This window comes from Agromyces hippuratus (assembly GCF_013410355.1).
Taxonomy (GTDB): Bacteria; Actinomycetota; Actinomycetes; order Actinomycetales; family Microbacteriaceae; genus Agromyces; species Agromyces hippuratus.
The window spans coordinates 1,260,087-1,277,404 of the sequence record NZ_JACCFI010000001.1 but is presented as its reverse complement, the minus strand read 5'-3'; the positions used below and the strand labels follow the sequence as shown (position 1 = coordinate 1,277,404).

Sequence of the window (17,318 nt, the reverse complement as noted above, 5' to 3'; positions counted from 1 at the left end):
TGTCGATGAGCGTATTCGGGAGTAGCGTGTGCCCGAATTTAACCACATTAAATTTGGATCGCCGACGAAGACGGCCGAGAAAGCGGGCAGACGCATGCAACGGGTCGTCGCGGACACCATCCTCATCGGAGCGCGCGTGATCACGATGAACCCGCGCCAGCCCGAGGCCTCCGCCGTCGCGATCCGGGCAGGCCGCATCCTCGCGGTCGGCGACGCCGCCGACCTCGCCGACTACCGCGGACCCGCCACAGTGGTCGAAGACCTCGCCGGGGCATCCGTCACGCCCGGGCTCATCGACGCCCACATGCACCCCATCCAGGGCATCGAACTCGCCGTCGGCATCGACTTCGGGGGAGTGCGCGACCCCGAGACCTTCCTGCGCATGCTCGGCGCCGAGGCCGCGCGCGTCGCCGACGGCACGGCCGGCGGATGGGTGCGCGGTTGGAACCTCGACTACGACCTCTTCACGAGTCTGCCGATGAGCGCCGCCGCGATCGACGCGGCCACCGCCGGTGCCCCGGCGTTCCTGCTCTTCTTCGACGGGCACACCGCGCTCGCCAGCACCGAGGCGCTGCGCCGCTCGGGCATCACGGGTGCACGTCGCTTCGGCGACACCTCCGAGATCGTCGTCGACGAGGCCGGCCGACCGACCGGATGCCTCCGCGAGGACTCGGCCTTCGACATCGTGCTGCGCGCCGCCCCCGAGTACACGCGTGCGGAGACGCTCGACCGGGTGCGCGACATCCTCGGCGGCCTCGCGGCATCGGGCATCACCGGCGGATGCATCATGGACGGCAACCCCGCGAACCTCGACCTGCTCGACGAGCTCGACGGCGGGGCATCCGCAGAGCCCGAGGCGCCGAGCGGCCTGCCGGTGCGCATCGTCTCGGCGATGGCGCACAACCCCGGCTACGACGAGGAGCGCACGCGACACTACCTCGCGCAGCGCGACCGCAGCGGCAAGCGGTGGCGTGGCGGCCTCGTGAAGCTCTTCGCCGACGGCGTCATCGACACGGGCACCGGCTGGCTCTACGAACCCGACACCCACGGCGACGGCGGCACCTCGTTCTGGGCCGACGCCGACGAGTTCGAACGCGTGGTGCACCGATACGCGGAGGCCGGATTCCAGATCGCGACGCACGCGATCGGTGACCGGGCGATCGGCGAGACCATCGACGCCTACCTCGCCGCGGGCGTGCACTCGAACGGCTCCGCCGCCCATCGCATCGAGCACCTCGAGCTGCTCGCCGACCGCGACCTCCGCCGCATGGCGCACGCCGGCATCACCGCGTCGGTGCAGCCGCTGCACATGCAGTGGCGGAAGGCCGACGGCTCCGACTTCTGGGCCGAACGCCTCGGCCCCGAGCGCGCCGCCCTCGGCTGGCGGGTGCGCGACATGATCGACGCCGGCGCCCCCGTGGCGCTCGGCTCCGACTGGCCCGTCGCGCAGACCGATGCGCGCATCGGGCTCGCCTGGGCGCGGCTCCGCCGCGAACCCGGCAACCGCGACGCCCCGGTGTTCGAGCCCGACCAGGTGCTCACGCCGTACGAAGCCCTACAGGGCTACACCGTCTGGGCCGCAGAGGCCCAGGGCGACCGCGATCTCGGCGTCATCGCGCCGGGATACCGCGCCGACCTCGTCGTCTGGGCCGACAGCCCGCTCGACGTCGACGCGGACGAACTGCTGCACCTCCCCGTGCTGACGACGATCGTCGACGGGCAACCCGTGTTCGCGGCATCCGCCGCCTGACCCCCTTCGAATCAGAGGCAACCATGCAAGACGTCGGCGCGCTCGCGCTCCTCCCCGTCGTCATCATCCTCCTCGTGGCCGTGCTCACACGGCGCACGCTCTTCGCGATGCTCTGCGGCACCCTCACCGGCGCAGTGCTGCTCGGCGGCTGGGAGTTCTTCGACTCCTGGATCGGCTACCTCGGCACCGCCATGGCGGACGAGACCCTGCAGTGGCTCGTGCTCATCGTCGTGCTCTTCGGCATCCTGATCACGCTCTTCGAGCGCTCGGGCGCAGTGCGGGAGTTCGCGGCGTGGGCCGAGCGCTTCGTGAACTCGCGCCGCAAGTCCACCGTGCTGAGCTTCCTGCTCAGCATCGTGCTCTTCGTCGACGACTACCTGAACGTGCTCACGGTCGGCACCTCGATGAAGGCCGTGACCGACCGGTACCACGTGCCGCGCACCGAGCTCGGCACGATCATGAAGATGACGGCGGCGCCGATCGCCGTCATCGTGCCGTTCTCGACGTGGGCGCTGTTCTTCGCCGGCCTCCTCGAGGCCCAGGGCGTCACGGCCAACGGCTCGGGCTTCGGCGCCTACCTCCAGGCGATCCCGTTCATCTTCTTCGGCTGGATCGCGATCGCGATCGCCGCGCTCGTCGCATTCGGCTGGTTCCCGAAGCTCGGCGCCCTGAAGAAGGACATCGCGAGAGCGGATGCCACGGGGGATGTCTTCCCCGTCGGCACCACCGCCGAGGAGCGCGAGGCCGAAGGCGGGCTGCCCGTGAACGCAGAGGTCGGCGAGTTCGCCGTCTCGGGCGACGACGCGGGCCGTGCGGTGGCCGCGGCACCCGCGCCGACGACGACGGCCACGGCCACTGCCGTCGCGTCGCGCGCCCCCGAGTACGCGAAGCCGCGCCCGTGGAACTTCCTCGTGCCGATCGCGGTCATGATCGCCGTGACGATCCTCACCGACGTCAACGTGGTGAAGGGCACGGTCGCCGCGCTCCTCGTCGCCATCGTCATGTACCTCGTGCAGCGGCGGCTGAAGGTCAAGGCCGTGTTCGAGGCCGCGTTCGACGGCGTCTCGAGCATGATCTTCGTCATCGTGCTCACCGCGCTCGCCTTCATGGTGCAGCACATGAACATCGACCTGCACCTGGCCGACTGGGTGATCGAGACGACCCAGCCGGTCATGAACGGGGCGCTGCTGCCCGCGATGGTCTTCCTCGTGTGCGGTGTCTACGCCTACGCGACCGGCTCGTTCTGGGACCTCGCGGCCGTCATCACGCCGATCGTGATCCCGTTGGCCTTCGCGATGGACGTGAACCCCATCATCGCGGGCGCCGCGGTGTTCTCGGGCGCCGCGCTCGGGTCGACCACGTGCCTCTACGGAGACGGCATCATCCTCGCGTCGCGGTCGACCGGCATCAAGCCGCTCAACCTCATGACGGCGATCCTGCCGTACGCGGGCATCGCGGCGGCGGCATCGCTCGTGCTCTACCTGATCGTCGGGTTCGCCGGGATCTAGAGCCGGTCGTCCCGATTCCCGTGGGCGGCGACCCGGATTCCCGGTGTCGCTGCCCACTTTCGCCTGCTCCTTCCTTAGGCTCGATTCCGATGATCCGCTTCGACTCCGTCACCAAGACCTACCCCGGCCAGGCGAGGCCCGCCCTGAACGACATCGGGGTCGAGATCCTCCGCGGGGAGTTCGTCTTCCTCGTCGGCGCCTCCGGCTCTGGCAAGTCGAGCTTCCTCAGGCTCATCCTCAAGGAGGAGAAGCCGTCGAAGGGCGCCATCCACGTGCTCGGCCAAGACCTGGGTTCGATCTCGACGCGCAAGGTGCCCTACTTCCGGCGCGACCTCGGCGTCGTCTTCCAGGACTTCCGGCTGCTGCCGAACAAGTCGGTCTACGAGAACGTGGCGTTCACGCTGCGCGTCATCGGCAAGTCGCGGGGCTACGTGCAGTCGGCGGTGCCCGAGACGCTGAAGCTCGTCGGACTCGACGGCAAGGGCAAGCGGATGCCCCACGAACTCTCGGGCGGTGAGCAGCAGCGCGTCGCGATCGCGAGGGCCATCGTGAACAAGCCGCAGATCCTGCTCGCCGACGAGCCGACCGGCAACCTCGACCCCGTGACGAGCGCGGGCATCATGACCCTGCTCGAACGCATCAACGCGAGCGGCACGACGATCGTCATGGCCACCCACGAGGCCGGCATCGTCGACCAGATGCGACGCCGCGTCATCGAACTCTCGGCCGGCGACATCGTGCGCGATGAGCGCAGCGCCGGGTACGACGGACAGACGGTGCGCGACGTCGAGGTCGTGCCCCGCCGCGGGTCGGGCGAGCCGGGGGAGTCTGGCGTGCCCGACGCTTCGGACGCGACGGCCGACTCCGACACGCCCGCAGCGGCCCCCGTCGTCACCGCGGCGGCGCCGAAGGTCACCCCAGAGGTCATGCGCGACGCCGAACCGCTCTACGTCGAACCCGAGGCGACCGACGCCGTGACCGATGCCGCCGCCGAGATCACGGCAGCCGCGACGGGCACGATCCAGGTCGACCCCGAGCAGCTGAAACCCAAGACGAAGGATGCCGCGGCGGCATCCGAACACCTCACGCTCGCCGAACGCCTCGGACTGCGGGCCCCGGGAGGCCCCCGGGAAGGCGACGACGACCAGGAAGTGGGGCCGACGAAATGAGGATCGGTCTCGTGCTCGCCGAGGCGGCGAACGGCCTTCGCCGCAACGCCTCGATGGTGGTCTCCGTCGTGCTCGTCACGTTCATCTCGCTGACCTTCGTCGGCACCGCGGCACTGCTGCAGCTGCAGATCGGCCAGATGAAGAACTACTGGTACGACCGGGCGCAGGTCGCCGTCTACCTCTGCACGAGCGTGTCGACGACTGCCGGGTGCACCGACGGCGAGGCGACCGAGGAGCAGAAGGCCGCGATCGAGGAGCAGCTCTCCTCCGACACCCTCTCGAAGTACATCGACGAGTTCTACTTCGAAGACCACGATCAGGCGTTCGCGAACTTCCAGGAGCAGTTCGAGGGCACCCCTGCCGCCGACTACGTGACGCCCGAGGTGCTGAACGAGACGTTCTGGGTGAACCTCGTCGACCCGTCTCAGGCGGCGGTGCTCGTCGAGAGCTTCGCGGGCATGGCGGGCGTCGAGGGCGTCGTCGACCAACGCCGCTACCTCGACCAGATCTTCGACGTGCTGAACGCGGCGAGCTACACCGCGATCACGGTCGCCGCCATCATGCTCGTCGCGGCGGCGCTGCTCATCGCGACGACCATCAGGCTCTCGGCCTTCTCACGACGGCGAGAGCTCGGCATCATGCGCCTGGTCGGGGCATCCAACCGGTTCATCCAGACGCCGTTCATCCTCGAGGGGGTGTTCGCAGGGCTCATCGGCTCCCTGCTCGCAGGCGGCGCCGTGGTGGCGATCGTGGTCTTCTTCGTGCAGGGCTACCTCGCCGACAACCTTTCGTTCACGTTCGTCGACCTCTCTGACGCGCTGCTCGTGGTGCCGCTCCTGATCCTCGTCGGCGTCGTGCTCGCCGCGGTCTCGGCCGGCATCGCGATCACGAGGTACCTGAAGGTCTGATCGGCCGGGTTTCGACACGCCCGGCCGCGAGCAGCTAGACTGAACGGCTGCTCCGGATGCCCCGGGGCATCCGCTATTCGAAGCAAGGAGTCGCTCGTGCCCAGGGAGACCGGTCAGAAGGTCGTGGCGACCAACCGCAAGGCGCGCCACGACTACACGATCGAGGACACCTACGAGGCGGGCCTCGTGCTCACCGGCACCGAGGTGAAGTCGCTCCGAGAGGGTCGTGCGTCGCTCGTCGACGGCTACGCCTTCATCGAGGGCGGCGAGATGTGGCTCGACGCCGTGCACATCCCCGAGTACACCGAGGGCACGTGGAACAACCACGCGCCGCGTCGCAAGCGGAAGCTCCTGCTGCACAAGCAGGAGATCGTCAAGATCAGCCACCGCACGAGCCAGGGCGGCTACACCCTCGTGCCCCTGCAGATCTACTTCTCGGGCGGGCGCGCGAAGGTCGAGATCGCGGTCGCGAAGGGCAAGCGCGAGTACGACAAGCGCCACGCGCTGCGCGAGCGTCAGGACAAGCGCGAGGCCGATCGCGCCATGGCGAGCCGGAAGAACCTCGGCGACTAGCTCGCGCGCACGAGCCCTGCGCCTGCTCTGCGGGCGCGTGTAGGCTCATCGCGATGGAGACCTCGACGCGCATTCCGGTTCCCGGCACCTACAACTTCCGCGACGTCGGCGGGCTGTCGGCGGCGACCGGCACCGTCCGCGACGGCGTGCTCTTCCGTTCCGACGGACTCGCCCGTCTCGGCGCGGCCGGCCAGGCGCGACTCCGCGACCTCGGCGTCGGCATCGTCATCGATCTGCGCGACGAGCGGGAGGTCGCGGCCATGCCCGACGACCTCGGCGACCTCGACGTCGAGGTGCTGCGGCTGCCGGTATTCGAGGGATCGGGTGCGTCGCAGGGCATGGCGGGCATCTCGCTCGATGCGCTCTACGAGCGCATCGTGACCCAGCACACCTCCGTCGTGGTCGACGCCCTGCGCGAGATCTCGACGGCCGGCGACCGCGCGGTCGTCGTGCACTGCACCGCGGGCAAGGACCGCACCGGCATCGTCATCGCCCTCGCGCTGCTCGCGGTCGGCGTCGACCGGGAGTCCGTCGTGACCGACTACGCCTCGACCGAGGCGAATCTCGCCGGCGAGTGGCTCGAGGGCATGATCTCGCGCATGGCGGGCTACGGGGTGGCCGACTCGCCCGCGCTGCGCACGCTTCTGGGCGGCAGTCCGCGCGAGGCCCTCGACGACGTCATCGAGATCGTCGAGCGCGAACACGGTTCGGTGCGCGAGTATCTCCTCGCGTCGGGTCTCGAGCTCAGCGCACTCGCCGCGCTCGAGCACCTGCTCATCGATCCCGCCTGAGCCGTCGCAGCTCAGGCGGTCTCGACGCGCGTTCACATCGGGTCGGCGCTGAACCTCGCTTCGACGGAGGCCGAGATCACGAGCAGCGCGGGTGTGAACTCCGAGGGTCCGCCGCCGCCGCCCGACGTGTCGGCCGACGCGCGCATCGCGAACATCCGCTCGCCCGGCCCGCCCTGCGGCACCGGCTGCGCGGTGAGCAGGCCGGTGTCGGCGAGCTCGACGGGCGTCGGGGTGCCGAGTCCGAGTGCTGCTGCGTAGACGGCGGCCTTCGCGACCGCGTCTGCGACGGCGCCCTGCTGTGCGGCCTCCTGCGTGCGCTTGCGCGTGGCATCCGTCAGTCGCCAGTCGATGCCGCCGATGCCGATCGAGTCGCCGAGCGAGATCGTGCTCACCCAGTCGCCGAGCCGTTCGAGATCGGTGAAGACCACCTCGACGTCGGCGCTCGCCTGGTGCACGACGGGCAACTGCTTGCCCTCGTTGTTCCACGGGCGATGCGAGGAGACGCGGAGCTGCCCGGCCGACCAGGTGTCGAGTGCCCCGGATGCCTCGAGCTCGCGCACCTCGGCGATGAGCTGCTCATGGGCGGTCGACGTGCGCGCGAGCGTCGCGTCGCGTTCGGCTCCGGATGCGCTCACGGTGAGTGAGACGGCGCCGAGCTCGGGAGCGATGCGTTCTTCGGCGGTGCCGCGCACGGCGATGACGGTAGCCACATGGACCTCCAGGTGAATCCGCTCGGGAATGGCGGAGCGGCCGCGCCTGTTCTAGACTGTAAGGCCGGGTACTCACCGTTTCAACGATGGGCACCCGGGGTTCGAGCTCGTGCTCGTTGAAAACTCCACAGTGCGACAACGGCCCGCCAGGCTGCATGCCCAGTTCCGACTGGGCGATCGGTTACGGCGATGCATGGGGATGATCGGTTTCGACATCGTCTGCGAACCCACGAGAAGCGGGCCGAGGATCCAGGGTTATCTCGTAAACGATCTCTGGAAAACAATAAGTGCCAATGCAAAGCGCACTGACTTCGCCCTCGCTGCATAAGCGAGCCCGATAGTCCGTCAGCCCGCGGGTCTGTTCCCGCCCCGGTAGCTGGCGTCATCTAGGGAACTTGCTGCGTGTCGTCGCCTGAGCGACACGCGGGACTTCATCAGGCTGGGCCTGTCGACCTAGACGCCTGTGGCAAAGGTCGGGGCCGAGTAGAACGCTTGCACAGGCTGCGCCCGGAGAAGGCGTGGAATCACAGCGATGGACGGGGGTTCAATTCCCCCCATCTCCACCATCGGCCGTTGTCGCACAGTGTGGTTCGGAAGCCCGGCACCGTGATTCACGGGGCCGGGCTTCTCTGCTGCCCGGTTCGTGTCGAGGCGTCGGTGGGCACGCCCGGCGATCAGGTGCGGGCGGCGTCGCGAATGAGCTCCGTCAACCGCTGCACGGCGGGATGCGTGCGCATCGACCGCTTGACCCGCAGCATGATGCGCCGCCGCACGCCGGCATCGTCGACGGCGAGCGTCGCGACGTCGTCGGGGAGCCGGATCGCTCCGAGCCGCGGCAGCACCGTGATGCCGAGGCCGGCGGCGACGTAGTCGAAGGCGGTCGCGTAGTCGGGAGCGTCCAGGCGGAACCGCGGGGCGAAGCCGCGGGCGGCGCAGGCGGACAGCACGATCTCACGGCACGGACCTCGGGCGTCGTCGTTGTCGATCCACACTTCGTCGGCGAGTTCGAGCAGGGGCACCGACTCCCGTTGCGCGAGCCGGTGCGCCCGCGGCACGACGACGACGTACCCCTCGGTGCGCAGTGGCTCGACGTCGTAGCCGTCGGCGACGCCGTCGGCGACGGTGGGGTCGCGGTCGCCGCGCACCGATTCGGCGACGTAGAGCTCGACATCGGCTTCGCCGGTCAGCTGTCCGTGCCGCTCGACGAGGGCGAGCTCGAGCCGCAGGTCGGGGAACTCGGCCAGCATGGTCGCGGCGATCGCGGGCATCCACGCCCGGTTCGCGGAGGAGAAGCAGCTGATGCGGAGGGTGCCGCTGCGACCGGAGCGCAGGTCGTCGGCCAGTGAGTCGAAGTCGGCGAGCTGGTCGAGCACGCGGGTGGCGCGATCGGCGACGGCGATGCCGGCCGCCGTCGGCACGATGCCGCGGCCGCGCTTCTCGATGAGCGTCAGCCCCGTCTCTCGCTGCAGCGTGCTGACGTGCTGGCTGACGGCCGATGGCGTATAGCCGAGTCGTGCTGCGGCGCGATTGATCGAGCCGGTCTGCACGACTGCGCGGAACACCCGGAGTCGATGCGGATCCACCATGCTCAGATCGTACAGTCCTGCTGAATGAATCGGAAGGATCGTTCGCTTGTACTGCCGCGAGCGTGGCAGCAGCATGGACTCATGCGACTGCCTGCGATCACCGTGCCCGACTCGACGACGGCCGCGACGGCGCCGGATCCGATCGGCTGGAAGGTGCTCGCCGCGATGGTCGTGGTGCTCGTGCTGTGGGCCTCGGCGTTCATCGCGATCCGTGCGGTCGGCGAGACGATCTCACCGGGGCCCCTCGCGCTCGGCCGACAGTTCGTCGGCGCCGTGGTGCTCGTGGCCATCGCCGCCTGGCGGCGTCCGCCCCTGCCCGGCCCGCGCGCCCTCGTGCTCATCGCGGTCTACGGGGTGCTCTGGTTCGCGGGATACACCCTCGTGCTCAACATGGCGGAACGTCATCTCGACGCCGGAACGGTCGCGATGCTCGTGAACGTCGCGCCGTTGCTCGTGGCACTCGCGGCAGGGGTGCTGCTGAAGGAGGGCTTCCCGCGACCGCTCATGGTCGGCATCGCGATCGCCTTCGCCGGCGTCGTGATCATCGCGACCGGCGGAATCGGGGCCGACAGCGAGCCGATCGGCATCGTCCTCGGCATCCTCGCCGCGATGCTCTACGCATCGGGGGTGCTCGTGCAGAAGGTCGCGCTGCGTTCGGCGGACGCCCTGAGCGCGACCTGGATCGGCTGCGTGGTCGGTGCGCTGGTGCTGCTGCCGTTCCTGCCGCAGACCGTCGTCGAGCTCTCGGATGCCCCGGCTCCCGCCGTGCTCGCAGTGATCTACCTCGGGGTGGGGCCGACTGCCGTGGCGTTCCTGCTGTGGGCGTACGTGCTCAAGCGCAGCTCGGCAGGCGCCACGGCGTCGGCGACGCTCGCGGTGCCGGCGATCGTCGTGCTGCTCTCGTGGCTGCTGCTCGGCGAGCTGCCCACCCTGCTCGGCCTGGTCGGCGGTGCGCTCTGCCTGGCCGGTGTGGCGTGGAGTCGTCGGAGGCCCCGCACGACGACCTGACCACGCGCCGGACACGAGGATGCCGCGTGGCGACGCCCGACGGCGCGCCACGCGGCATTCGTCGATCAGCGGGCCGCGCCCTCGAGCGTGCCGGTGACCTTGCCGGCCGGGTCGTAGATCACGCAGGAGACGACACGGTCGTCCATCTGCTCCCAGCTCTCCTGCGAGGGACGGTAGGCGTAGAAGGCGAGCGTCGACACGTCGTAGGCCATGCCGACGAAGGGCTCGAACTGCGCGAGGCAGGCCTCGTCGGACTGCGACTGGATGGCGTCGTCGCCGGGGTACTCGTCGCCCTCGAGCGTCAGGTCGAAGAACACCTCTTCGTCGTGCGGCTGGTCGCACGGCACGACGGGCACCTCGGAGACGACCTCTTCGCTGACCTCGTTCATGCAGTCGCCGACCATGAGCGCGAAGACGTCGGCGTCGCCCTCCTCGACGATCTCCTGCGTGGTCTCGTCTCGCTCGGGCTGCGGTGCACTGCCGCCGGCGAGGTTGCTGAGCAGGCCGCAGCCGCTCAGCGGGATCACGACGGCGACCGCGGCGACGGAGACGAGTGCGCGCGTCAGTGTGCGACGCATGGTGGTGTTCAAGGGGTAGGGCCTCTCGATTCGGGTGAGGATGATCGCGAGGGGACTCGGATCGACCGGCGCCCCCGCCCCATCCGGTTGATTTCGAGGTCAGCCTAGCGGGAGGGTGCGACGCGCCGCACGTCGTCAGCGAAGGTGCGGCAGCACCTCTGCGGCGATGAGTTCGAGGTGGTCGAGATCGCGCAGGTCGACGAGCTGGAGGTACACCCGGTCGGCGCCGAGATCTCGCAGCCGCAGGATCTTCTCCACGGCGGCCGCGGGGGTTCCGGCGACGTTGACGTCGGCGAAGGTCGCGGGGTCCTCGTCGATGGCCGCGAGGCGTCGCCGGTAGTCGGCATCGGTGGTCGCGACGACGGTCGGCAGGGCGACACTCGTGCGGATGGAGGCCGGATCGCGATCGATGTCGTCGCAGGCACGCCGAACTCGGCCGAACATCTCGGCGACCACGGTCTCGTCGCGGAACCCGATGTTGAACTCGCTCGCGAATCGGGCGGCGATCGCCGGGGTGCGCTTCGGGCCCGAGCCGCCGATGATGATCGGCAGGTCGGACTGCGCCGGCTTCGGCAGGGCGGGGGAGTGCTCGAGGCGGTAGTGCTCGCCGGCGAAGTCGTAGTGCTCGCCGACGGGCGTCGACCAGAGGCCCGTGACGACCTCGAGCTGCTCCTCGAGCATGCCGAACCGCTTGGCCGGGAACGGGATGCCGTACGCCTCGTGCTCCTCGGCGAACCATCCGGTGCCGAGGCCGAGCTCGACCCGGCCGCCCGACATGTCGTCGACCTGCGCGACCTGGATCGCGAGCACCGACGGGTGCCGGAACGTCGCCGAGGAGACGAGCGTGCCGAGCCGGATGCGCCGGGTCTCGCGGGCGAGGCCGGCGAGGGTGGTCCAGGCATCCGTCGGACCGGGCAAGGGGTCGCCGTCGCCCATCGCCAGGTAGTGGTCGGAGCGGAACCAGCCGTCGAAGCCGAGCCGCTCGGTCGCCGTCGCCTGTGCGAGCTGCTCGGTGTAGCTCGCGCCCTGCTGGGGCTCGGTGAAGATGCAGACCTCCACGCCGGCCGCCTACGCCTCGTCGGCGAGTGCCGCGAGCACCTCGTCGTGGAGGGCGCCGTTCGTCGCGAGCGCGTTGCCGCTCCACGGTCCGGGCGTGCCGGTCACCGAGCTGAATCGACCGCCGGCCTCCTCGACGATGGGGATGAGCGCGGCGAGGTCGTACGGCTTGACGTCGAACTCGGCCGTGATGTCGATGAGGCCCTCGGCGAGCAGCATGTACGACCACAGGTCGCCGTAGGCGCGGTCGCGCCAGACGCGCTCCGAGAGCGCGAGCAGGCGGTCGAGGTAGCCGGCATCGCGCCACTGGGCGAGGCTCTGGAAGCTCAGCGAGGCGTCGGCGAGCGAGGCGACGCCCGAGACCTGCAGGCGCCGGGCCCCGGGCACGGATGCCTCGCCGCCCGCGGCCTCGGCCGTGGTGGACTCGCTCGTGCCGCCGTCACTCGCGCCGGCCTCGGCCGCCGAGGTCGTGGTCCACGCCCCGTGGCCCGTCGCTGCCCACCAGCGCCGGCCCATCGCCGGTGCCGATGCGACGCCGACGACGGGCACGCCGTCGATCGCGAGGGAGATGAGCGTGCCCCAGACCGGAACGCCGCGGAGGAAGTTGGCGGTGCCATCGATCGGGTCGATGATCCACTGCCGTGCGCCGTCGCCCTCAGTACCGAACTCCTCGCCGAGGATGCCGTCGTCGGGGCGGGCCGCCGCGATGCGCTCGCGGATCGCCCGCTCGACGGCGAGGTCGGCCTCGGTGACGGGCGAGCGGTCGGGCTTCGTCTGCACGTCGAGGTCGATGGCACGGAATCGTGCGATCGAGACGGCGTCGGCCAGTTCGGCCAGTTCGAGCGCGAGCGCGAGGTCGGAGGTGAGCTGGGAGGTGGAATCGGCGGTCACTCGATCAGGCTATCGCGGGCGATCATGGGGTGCGGACGGCAGGGCCGGCCGGGTGCGGACGAAGCCCGCGACGCGCCGATGCTCGCCTCGATTGGCGCAACAGTGCATTCTCCTGATACTGTGATTCCTCGGTTCGGGTTGTTGAAAATCCGGGCCGAAACAACGCAGTATGCACCTCTAGCTCAATCGGCAGAGCAACTGACTCTTAATCAGTGGGTTCTCGGTTCAAGTCCGAGGGGGTGCACGATCAAGCCTCGAACCTCTCGCCGGGTTCGGGGCTTTTTCATTTCCCGGCGATGTTCCGGTCGCCGGATCCGGACCCCGGGTTCGGCATCAGTCGTCGAAGCCGCGCGCGGTCAGCGCATCCCCCAGGTGCTCGGCGGTCTGCAGCGCCCGCACGATGACCGGCACGGCGAGCGCCATGACCGATCCCTCGGCGCCGCGCGCCTTCCTCGCCTCGAGCACCTCGCGCACGATGTCGGCGAGGAGCGGCACGCACCGGATCGTGAGCGCGAGCGTGAGGCCGACGCGGTCGGCGTCGATCCAGCGGCGGAGGGGCCGGAGCAGCGCCTGCATGGCATCGAGCGTCGCCGTGACGGGCGTCGTGAGCGTGTAGAGCGCCGCGAGGGCCACGGCGAGCACGAGCCGCACCGCCATCGTCGCCGCGGCCTCCCACCCGCCGAAGATCACCTGCACGGGCACGGCGAAGGCGAGGAGCCACAGGATCGGGACGATCTGCCGCCAGACGAGCCCGACCGGCAGCCGGGCGACGACGAAGAGGGCCGCAACGAGGCCGGATGCCACGGCGAGGGCGACGAGCGAGGTCTGCAGGGCGATCACCGTCACGAGCACGGCGAGCAGCCCGAGCTTCGCGAGCGCCGGGGTGCGGTGCACGAGCGAGCGGCCGGGATGGAAGACCCCGATCATCGCGGGCCGCCGATGAGCTCGCGATAGGCCTCGAGTGCGACGTCGGGACGATCGTCGGCGATCACCCGCCCGGCCTCCATCACGATGACGCGGTCGAACCCGTCGAGCAGCTCGAGCTGATGGCTGACGACGACGAGCTGCTGCGGCAACTCGGCGAAATGCTCGGCCACCAGCCGCGCGTTGCGCGCATCGAGCAGCGTGGTGGGCTCGTCGGCGACGATCACCGCCGGCTCCGCCACGAGCACCGAGGCGAGGGCCAGCAGCTGCTTCTGACCGCCCGAGAGCCGGTGCGCCGGGCGGTCGGCGAGCTCGTGGAGTCCGAACCGGTGCAGGGCCGCGTCGACGCGCGCCGCGGCATCCGCCTTCTCGAGCTTGTGCCGGCGCAGCGTGAACGCGACGTCCTCGCGCACCGTGGGCATCACGATCTGGTTGTCGGCGTTCGTGAACACGAAGCCGACCTGGCGGCGCACCTCGCGCGCGTGGCGGGCGAGGTCGAGCCCGCCGACCGAGACGCGGCCGGCGGTCGGCGTGACGAGGCCGTTGATCATGCGGGCGAGCGTCGACTTGCCCGAACCGTTCGCGCCGACGATGCCGATGCGGTGCTCGCGGAGCACCAGCGAGACGTCGTCGACGACGCGCTCCGCATCGAAGTGGTGACTGACGTGGTCGAAGACGATCTCGGTCATGTGGTCCGTTCCACGATCATGGCGATGCCCTGGCCGCCGCCGATCGAACAGGCGGCGAGCCCCGGGCGGGCGTCGTCGGAGGCGAACATGCGGGCGGCGAGTCGCACGAGCAGCACGGCGCCCGAGGCGCCCCACGGGTGGCCGAGTGCGATGGCGCCGCCGTCGGCCGAGATGATCGTCTCGTCGAGCTCGAGTTCGTCGCTGACCGCGAGGAGCTGCGCGGCGAAGGCCTCGGTGATCTCGACGAACCCGAGCCCGGCGGCCGGGAGGCCGGCGCGTGCGAGCGCGAGGCGGGCCGCGGGTGCCGCACCGATGCCCGGCAGCGCGGGATCGCCTGCGGTGACGGCGGTCGCCACGATGCGCAGTGAGGGGAGGCCGAGCTCGCGTGCCGCTCGACCGGTTGTGACCGCCATCATCGCCGCACCGTCGGAGAACCCGCAGGAGTTGCCCGCGGTCACCGTGCCGAACCCTTCCGCGTCGTCGACCGCGCCGGCGTCGGCGGTGAACACGGGCGCGAATCGCGCCAGCCGCGCCACGTTCATCGAGGCCCGGGGGCGGTCGTCCCGCTCGACGCCTGCGATCGCGACGATCTCACCGTCGAACGTGCCGTTCGCCTGCGCTGCGGCAGCACGTGCGTGCGAGCGGGCAGCCCAGGCGTCCTGCCGTTCGCGGGAGATGCCACGGACGGCAGCGAGCCGGTCGGCCGCCGGGCCCATGTCGGGATCGGGGAATCCGGTCGGCGCGAACGGTGCGCGCGAATAGCGTTCGCCCGTCTCCGGCCATGACCGGTGCGGTGCCGTCGACGCCGACTCCGCACCGCCGGCGAGGAACAGCTCGCCATGACGGGCGCCGACTCGGGCCGCCGCCTGCATGACCGCATCGAGTCCCGAGCCGCACTGCCGATCGACCGTGACCCCGGGCACCGAGGTGCCGAGCCCCGCCCGAAGCGCGGCGACGCGGGCGAGGTCACCGCCAGGTCCCATGCAGTTGCCGACCACGACGTCGTCGATCGGCAGGCCGCTCGGGGCGACGGCCGCGGCCACCTCGGCGAGCACCGGGGCCGCGAGGGCGTCGACGGTGTGCGCGGCGAAGCTGCGCCCCGCCGTGCCGATCGCCGAGCGCCTGGGGGCCACGATGACGGGCGCGGAAGCGGTCTCGCGGGTCATGCGCCGCTCCGTTCCGACGGCGACGGATGCGGCGCATGCGACGGGATGGACGGACCGAGCGTGCCCGCCGCGAGCGCGACCTGCAGGAGTCCGCGCGCCGGCTTGCCGGAGACGGTCGTCGGGATGGCGTTCACGAACCAGCGTCGCGGCAGCTCGGCCACGGGAAGGCGCTCCCGGGCGGCGGCGACGACGGCTGCGGCATCCGCCGTGCCGTCGAGCTCGACGACCGCGACGACGCGTTCGCCGAGCAACGCATCGGTCTCGCCGAGCACGACGGCCGCGACGACCCCGGGCAGCGCGAGGATGCGCGCCTCGACGTCTTCGGCGAGCACGGTCGCGCCCGCGGTCGTGATCGCGGCGTCGCCGCGCCCGGTGATGCGGAACGTCTCGGGACCGTTCGGCTCGGCGAGGTCGCCCACCGTGGCGAAGCCGCCGTCGTCGCGGCGCAGCATGCCCCCGCCGACGACCCCGAGGGCGAGGTAGGGGGAGCGCGCCCAGAGTTCGCGGCCCGCGACGGCCGGGCGGAGTTCGACCTCGACGCCGGGGAACGGTGCGAGCGAGCCGCCCCGGCCGACGGCGACGAACGAGAGTTCGGCGGCGCCGTAGTACTCGGTCACGCGGATGCCTCGAGCCGCCGCCCGCTCGCGCAGGGAGTCGCTCATCGCGGCCCCGGCCACGATCGCCGCGGCGGGCAGCGTGTCGGCCTCGAGGAGTCGTGCCAGACGCGTCGGCGTCGCGTGGAGGGTGGACGCGCCGCGGAGCTCGTCGCCGACCGCTGCGCCCGTCCAGAGGGCGTGGAGCGCCGCGTAGAGGTGCATCGAGACGTGCAGCGGGCCGGTCACGGCGATCCGGTCGTCGGGTCCGGTGCCTGCGATCTCGGCGAGGGGGGCGGCCGATGCCAGCCAGGAGGCGTTCGTGCGGGCGACCGCTCGGGGGGTGCCCGCGGGGTCCGACGAACCCGAGGTGAGCAGTGCGAGCTCGGTTCCGGGGGGCAGGTCGGCCGAGATCCGCTCGGCGGCGGCCGCGTCACCGCCGACGAGCACCGGGCGGCCGCGCTCGAGACAGGCGAGCACGAGTGTGATGAGACGGATGGGGTCGGTGCCGACCCGGCAGGCGACGAGGCCGTCGCCGCCCGGCAGCACGGCCGCGGCGACCGCGTCGGCGAGTTCGCCGTAGCGCACGGCGTCGCCGCCGAACGCGAGGGCGACCCCGCCCCGCGGTCCCCGCAGCCAGTCGCTCACGCCGAGCGGTCCGCGGCGGTCGAGTCGGAAGCCGAATCGGATGCCGGGTCGGCGACGACCGCGCCCGGTCGCGGCGCCCACGGCCACGAACGCGGCTCGATGAGTCCCGGCCACGCCCGGTGCACGCCCTTCGCCACGAACACGGTCACGACGACCTTGAGGAGGTCGCCCGGGAGGAACACGGCCGATCCGGAGATCGCGAGGCCGAGCGGCGTGCCGGTGATCGCGGCGAACACGGGCACCCCGACGAGGTAGATCGCGACGATGCCGCCGAGCGCGGTCCACGCGAGCGCCGGCACGACCGGGTAGCGCGGCAGCAGTCGAGCCGTCGCCCAGCCGATGACGGCGGCGCCGAGCAGCCACCCGATGAGGTAGCCGACCGACGGGCCGACGAAGACGCCGAGACCGCCCCGGCCGCCCGAGAGCAGCGGCAGGCCGGCGGCGACGAGCGCGATGAAGAGGAGCACCGAGAGGGTGCCCTTGCGCGCGCCGAGGATGGCGCCGGCGAGCATCACGCCGAGGGTCTGGAACGTGATCGGCACCGCGGTGCCGCCGATCGTGAGCGCCCCGGGCAGGCCGAGAGCGGCGATGAGTGCGGCGAAGACGGCGATCTGGGCGAGGTCGCGAGCACTGCTGCGGCGCGGGCGCGCCCCTGAGGCCGTCGGGCCCGACTCGGTCGTGTCCGGGCTGGTGCTCTGGCTGGTGCTGTGGGCGGAGCTCAACGGGTTCCCCTCTCGTGGCGTGCGGGCGACTGCCCGGAAATCACGCTA

At 71.0% G+C, this 17,318-nt stretch carries 17 protein-coding genes, 1 tRNA gene and 1 other RNA gene; 9 read left to right on the top strand and 10 right to left on the bottom strand.

The annotated features are described in order from the left end of the window. The first annotated feature begins 94 nt into the window (after window positions 1–94). The 6 genes from BJY17_RS06070 to BJY17_RS06045 all read left to right on the top strand — a co-directional run bounded on the left by BJY17_RS06070 (window position 95) and on the right by BJY17_RS06045 (window position 6,699). Window positions 95–1,750 (top strand): amidohydrolase, encoded by a 1,656-nt coding sequence (locus BJY17_RS06070; protein WP_179550563.1) that lies wholly within the window; start codon window positions 95–97, stop codon window positions 1,748–1,750. A 23-nt stretch (window positions 1,751–1,773) separates the two neighbouring features. Next, window positions 1,774–3,258, top strand: a complete 1,485-nt coding sequence (locus BJY17_RS06065) for a Na+/H+ antiporter NhaC family protein (RefSeq protein ID WP_179550562.1) — start codon at window positions 1,774–1,776, stop codon at window positions 3,256–3,258. Between the two features lie 89 nt (window positions 3,259–3,347). Then, window positions 3,348–4,427: a cell division ATP-binding protein FtsE gene (gene ftsE / locus BJY17_RS06060; RefSeq protein WP_179550561.1), complete on the top strand. Its 1,080-nt coding sequence runs from the start codon at window positions 3,348–3,350 to the stop codon at window positions 4,425–4,427. After that, entirely contained in the window at window positions 4,424–5,335 is a 912-nt protein-coding gene (gene ftsX / locus BJY17_RS06055) for a permease-like cell division protein FtsX (protein WP_179550560.1), read from the top strand. The genes ftsE and ftsX overlap by 4 nt, the downstream gene beginning before the upstream one ends. A gap of 96 nt (window positions 5,336–5,431) precedes the next feature. Continuing rightward, a complete protein-coding gene (gene smpB, locus BJY17_RS06050; RefSeq protein WP_056655819.1) occupies window positions 5,432–5,908 on the top strand; it encodes an SsrA-binding protein SmpB in 477 nt (158 codons plus the stop codon). A 53-nt stretch (window positions 5,909–5,961) separates the two neighbouring features. Continuing rightward, the gene (locus BJY17_RS06045; RefSeq protein ID WP_179550559.1) at window positions 5,962–6,699 is read left to right on the top strand and encodes a tyrosine-protein phosphatase; all 738 of its coding nucleotides are present in this window, start codon (window positions 5,962–5,964) and stop codon (window positions 6,697–6,699) included. Between the two features lie 32 nt (window positions 6,700–6,731). On the opposite strand, the gene BJY17_RS06040 is transcribed toward BJY17_RS06045, so the two are convergent. Next, the gene (locus BJY17_RS06040; protein ID WP_179550558.1) at window positions 6,732–7,409 is read right to left on the bottom strand and encodes an SIMPL domain-containing protein; all 678 of its coding nucleotides are present in this window, start codon (window positions 7,407–7,409) and stop codon (window positions 6,732–6,734) included. Window positions 7,410–7,604: 195 nt separating this feature from the next. Between BJY17_RS06040 and ssrA the strand changes: the two genes are divergently transcribed. Next, window positions 7,605–7,975: a transfer-messenger RNA gene (gene ssrA / locus BJY17_RS06035) on the top strand. Between the two features lie 108 nt (window positions 7,976–8,083). On the opposite strand, the gene BJY17_RS06030 is transcribed toward ssrA, so the two are convergent. Next, window positions 8,084–8,995, bottom strand: a complete 912-nt coding sequence (locus BJY17_RS06030) for a LysR family transcriptional regulator (RefSeq protein ID WP_179550557.1) — start codon at window positions 8,993–8,995, stop codon at window positions 8,084–8,086. 81 nt (window positions 8,996–9,076) lie between these two features. Between BJY17_RS06030 and BJY17_RS06025 the strand changes: the two genes are divergently transcribed. Continuing rightward, the gene (locus tag BJY17_RS06025; protein WP_179550556.1) at window positions 9,077–10,003 is read left to right on the top strand and encodes a DMT family transporter; all 927 of its coding nucleotides are present in this window, start codon (window positions 9,077–9,079) and stop codon (window positions 10,001–10,003) included. 65 nt (window positions 10,004–10,068) lie between these two features. Here the strand turns inward: BJY17_RS06025 and BJY17_RS06020 are convergent, their stop codons facing one another. From BJY17_RS06020 to BJY17_RS06010, 3 genes are all read right to left on the bottom strand, one after another. Beyond that, window positions 10,069–10,581 carry a septum formation family protein gene (locus tag BJY17_RS06020; protein WP_179550555.1) on the bottom strand — a complete coding sequence of 171 codons (513 nt, stop codon included), beginning with the start codon at window positions 10,579–10,581 and terminating at the stop codon, window positions 10,069–10,071. A 135-nt stretch (window positions 10,582–10,716) separates the two neighbouring features. Next, window positions 10,717–11,640, bottom strand: coding sequence for an LLM class F420-dependent oxidoreductase (locus tag BJY17_RS06015; RefSeq protein ID WP_179550554.1), 924 nt, complete (start codon window positions 11,638–11,640; stop codon window positions 10,717–10,719). A 9-nt stretch (window positions 11,641–11,649) separates the two neighbouring features. Beyond that, window positions 11,650–12,528, bottom strand: coding sequence for an inositol monophosphatase family protein (locus BJY17_RS06010; protein ID WP_179550553.1), 879 nt, complete (start codon window positions 12,526–12,528; stop codon window positions 11,650–11,652). Window positions 12,529–12,699: 171 nt separating this feature from the next. On the opposite strand from BJY17_RS06010, the gene BJY17_RS06005 reads away from it, so the two are divergent. Continuing rightward, window positions 12,700–12,772: transfer RNA gene (locus tag BJY17_RS06005), tRNA-Lys, on the top strand. A gap of 89 nt (window positions 12,773–12,861) precedes the next feature. Here the strand turns inward: BJY17_RS06005 and BJY17_RS06000 are convergent. The 5 genes from BJY17_RS06000 to BJY17_RS05980 are packed head-to-tail and all read right to left on the bottom strand — an operon-like array spanning window position 12,862 to window position 17,270. Next, the gene (locus BJY17_RS06000; RefSeq protein ID WP_179550552.1) at window positions 12,862–13,455 is read right to left on the bottom strand and encodes an energy-coupling factor transporter transmembrane component T family protein; all 594 of its coding nucleotides are present in this window, start codon (window positions 13,453–13,455) and stop codon (window positions 12,862–12,864) included. Further along, window positions 13,452–14,141: an energy-coupling factor ABC transporter ATP-binding protein gene (locus tag BJY17_RS05995; protein WP_179550551.1), complete on the bottom strand. Its 690-nt coding sequence runs from the start codon at window positions 14,139–14,141 to the stop codon at window positions 13,452–13,454. Before BJY17_RS05995 ends, BJY17_RS06000 begins: the two co-directional genes overlap by 4 nt. Next, window positions 14,138–15,307: a thiolase family protein gene (locus tag BJY17_RS05990; RefSeq protein WP_179550550.1), complete on the bottom strand. Its 1,170-nt coding sequence runs from the start codon at window positions 15,305–15,307 to the stop codon at window positions 14,138–14,140. The genes BJY17_RS05995 and BJY17_RS05990 overlap by 4 nt, the downstream gene beginning before the upstream one ends. Further along, window positions 15,304–16,548, bottom strand: a complete 1,245-nt coding sequence (locus BJY17_RS18900) for an AMP-binding enzyme (RefSeq protein ID WP_179550549.1) — start codon at window positions 16,546–16,548, stop codon at window positions 15,304–15,306. Before BJY17_RS18900 ends, BJY17_RS05990 begins: the two co-directional genes overlap by 4 nt. Then, window positions 16,545–17,270 (bottom strand): biotin transporter BioY, encoded by a 726-nt coding sequence (locus BJY17_RS05980; protein ID WP_179550548.1) that lies wholly within the window; start codon window positions 17,268–17,270, stop codon window positions 16,545–16,547. The genes BJY17_RS18900 and BJY17_RS05980 overlap by 4 nt, the downstream gene beginning before the upstream one ends. Between the last annotated feature and the right edge of the window lie 48 nt (window positions 17,271–17,318).

Bases quoted from the DNA above. Each gene is read 5' to 3' on its own strand.
- BJY17_RS06070 (WP_179550563.1), top strand. From the start codon at position 95: ATGCAACGGGTCGTCGCGGACACCATCCTCATCGGAGCGCGCGTGATC.
- BJY17_RS06065 (WP_179550562.1), top strand. From the start codon at position 1,774: ATGCAAGACGTCGGCGCGCTCGCGCTCCTCCCCGTCGTCATCATCCTC.
- ftsE (WP_179550561.1), top strand. From the start codon at position 3,348: ATGATCCGCTTCGACTCCGTCACCAAGACCTACCCCGGCCAGGCGAGG.
- ftsX (WP_179550560.1), top strand. From the start codon at position 4,424: ATGAGGATCGGTCTCGTGCTCGCCGAGGCGGCGAACGGCCTTCGCCGC.
- BJY17_RS06045 (WP_179550559.1), top strand. From the start codon at position 5,962: ATGGAGACCTCGACGCGCATTCCGGTTCCCGGCACCTACAACTTCCGC.
- BJY17_RS06030 (WP_179550557.1), bottom strand. From the start codon at position 8,995: ATGGTGGATCCGCATCGACTCCGGGTGTTCCGCGCAGTCGTGCAGACC.
- BJY17_RS06025 (WP_179550556.1), top strand. From the start codon at position 9,077: ATGCGACTGCCTGCGATCACCGTGCCCGACTCGACGACGGCCGCGACG.
- BJY17_RS06020 (WP_179550555.1), bottom strand. From the start codon at position 10,581: ATGCGTCGCACACTGACGCGCGCACTCGTCTCCGTCGCCGCGGTCGCC.
- BJY17_RS06000 (WP_179550552.1), bottom strand. From the start codon at position 13,455: ATGATCGGGGTCTTCCATCCCGGCCGCTCGCTCGTGCACCGCACCCCG.
- BJY17_RS05995 (WP_179550551.1), bottom strand. From the start codon at position 14,141: ATGACCGAGATCGTCTTCGACCACGTCAGTCACCACTTCGATGCGGAG.
- BJY17_RS05990 (WP_179550550.1), bottom strand. From the start codon at position 15,307: ATGACCCGCGAGACCGCTTCCGCGCCCGTCATCGTGGCCCCCAGGCGC.